1 protein-coding gene and 1 pseudogene are annotated in these 1,994 nt (G+C 24.8%); both read right to left on the bottom strand.

What is annotated here, in order from left to right:
- Positions 1 to 215 precede the first annotated feature (215 nt).
- A pseudogene (locus AVBRAN9331_RS09935) lies at positions 216 to 800 on the bottom strand (methyl-accepting chemotaxis protein); the annotation flags it as partial.
- Between the two features lie 587 nt (positions 801 to 1,387).
- Positions 1,388 to 1,879 carry a PAS domain-containing protein gene (locus AVBRAN9331_RS09615; protein WP_214118998.1) on the bottom strand — a complete coding sequence of 164 codons (492 nt, stop codon included), beginning with the start codon at positions 1,877 to 1,879 and terminating at the stop codon, positions 1,388 to 1,390.
- Between the last annotated feature and the right edge of the window lie 115 nt (positions 1,880 to 1,994).

The following is a 1,994-nucleotide window of genomic DNA, read 5'->3' as shown; positions in this document are numbered from 1 at the left end:
GGGTTTTAAAATAACTTTAAGGACTATTAATAGGCTTTTAAATATATAAAAAGTTGCTGCCGAAGTATTTTCATTCATTTATAGAATGTCAAAAGAAATGAAATGATTTTAGATTTATACAAAATCACTCTTAGTATAATTTATTTTAAAAACGAAATTGAATATATTTAAAGGTTTAAGGAATTTAAAAATTTATTTTAAATTCCTTATTTAAACTAGCAATTTTTACACATATTAAAGATTAAATCATCAAATCTTTTCACAAGTCTTACTTGCTCGTCTAATTCTTCACAATTATAAAGCTCTTCGTATAAAGCTAAAATATCTTTAAATATACCTTCTTGCTCTTTTTTAATTGATTTTGCAATGTTTTCTTCTAATGATTTATTTTGTTTTAAATTCTTATTAAGCAAACATCTAATCGCATCATCTTTATAAAGTAATAAATGTATTTGTATAAATAAATTATTTTGCAATCTACCACTATTTTGAGCATTATTAAAGTTATTTTCAGATAATTTTTCATAAGAACTTAAAGTATCAAAAAACTGATTTGTTTTTTCTTGATTTTTATTGCTAATTTCTGAAACTTGATTTGAATATTCTAAACACTTTTTAACACTTTCTTTTAAAGAATTTATATTCAAATTAATAGTATTAGTAGCTTCTTCTGTATTATTTGCTAATTTTCTTACTTCATCAGCAACTACTGCAAATCCACGACCATGCTCTCCTGCTCTTGCTGCTTCAATTGCAGCATTTAATGATAATAATTGAGTTTGGTCTGTAATGTCTTTTACCATTTCAATAATTTTTGATATTTCATTTGTTTTTTCATTTAGACCATTGATTAAATCAGTAAATAAACCTATGTAATTTTGTAATTCATTTGAGCTTTTTGACAATTCTTTTACCATAGTTTGAGTAGTATGCGAATCATCTGCAATTTGCTTTGAAGAATTTAAAATGCTATTTAAATTAGTTTGATTTGTGCTTAAGCCATTTGTTAAAATATCAATTATACCTGAATCATTGTTGTTTTGTTGAACCTTAATACTAAGTTCATTTAAGCGTTGAGTTTCTATACTTTTTGCAATTCCTAAAATAGCACTTACTAAATTATCAGCAGTGCTTTTAAATCTACCTTTTAAACCTACACTATTAATATTTCTATAAGTTGCACCAGAAAAAGCAACCTCAATAGAGCTAGCAACTTCTCTTTGCCACACTTCTATTTGGTCTAACAAATTATTTAAATGATTTGCTAATATTGTGTATTTTTCGCCCTTTATACCAGTAACTCTTGATTCTAAATATCCATTTGAAGTTTGCTCTAAAACTTCTATAATTTTATTTAACGCTTCATCATTATTTTTATTAAATATACTCATTTTAGCCCCTGAATACCTATCATAAATTCGTTATAACCTTTATTTTCTTTTTTCAAAATATCTTCTATAATTTTCCAAGAAGCATCAACCCCTTGAGCTTTCTCAACTTCAAGCATTTTAGCATATAAAGCAATAATAACTTCTTTAGCTTTTTTACCTATTTTTCTTCTAACTGAATAATATCCTATCGTATTACCAGATAAATCATAAGATATACTAATATTGGCAAATACCCAATAATATCCACCATCAAATGTTCTATTTTTTACGAAAGCATAAACTTCTTTTCTTCCTTTTAATTGTTGCCACAAGTATCTAAAAACTGCTTTAGGCATATCTTTATGTCTTACAACATTATGTGGCTTATTTAAAACTTCATTTTCTGTTGAACCTATAATTTTTAAAAAAGATTCATTAGCATAAGTAATATTGCCTTTAATATCTGTTTTGCTAACTATAAAGTCATTATCCAATAGTTCCTTTTCCATTTCTTCCCCAATCATTATAATAAAAAAATAATTTTATAATATCTTCATTATTGTAAAATAGAGATATTATATTTTTGTAAATTTATTATCGTGAAATAAATTTTATTACTCAAAC

It is taken from the genome of Campylobacter sp. RM9331, assembly GCF_020137685.1.
Taxonomy (GTDB): domain Bacteria; phylum Campylobacterota; class Campylobacteria; order Campylobacterales; family Campylobacteraceae; genus Campylobacter_E.
This window is presented reverse-complemented; position numbering and strand designations above follow the sequence as displayed.

Coding starts and splice junctions, on each gene's coding strand:
- AVBRAN9331_RS09615 (WP_214118998.1), bottom strand. CDS start 1,879: ATGGAAAAGGAACTATTGGATAATGACTTTATAGTTAGCAAAACAGAT.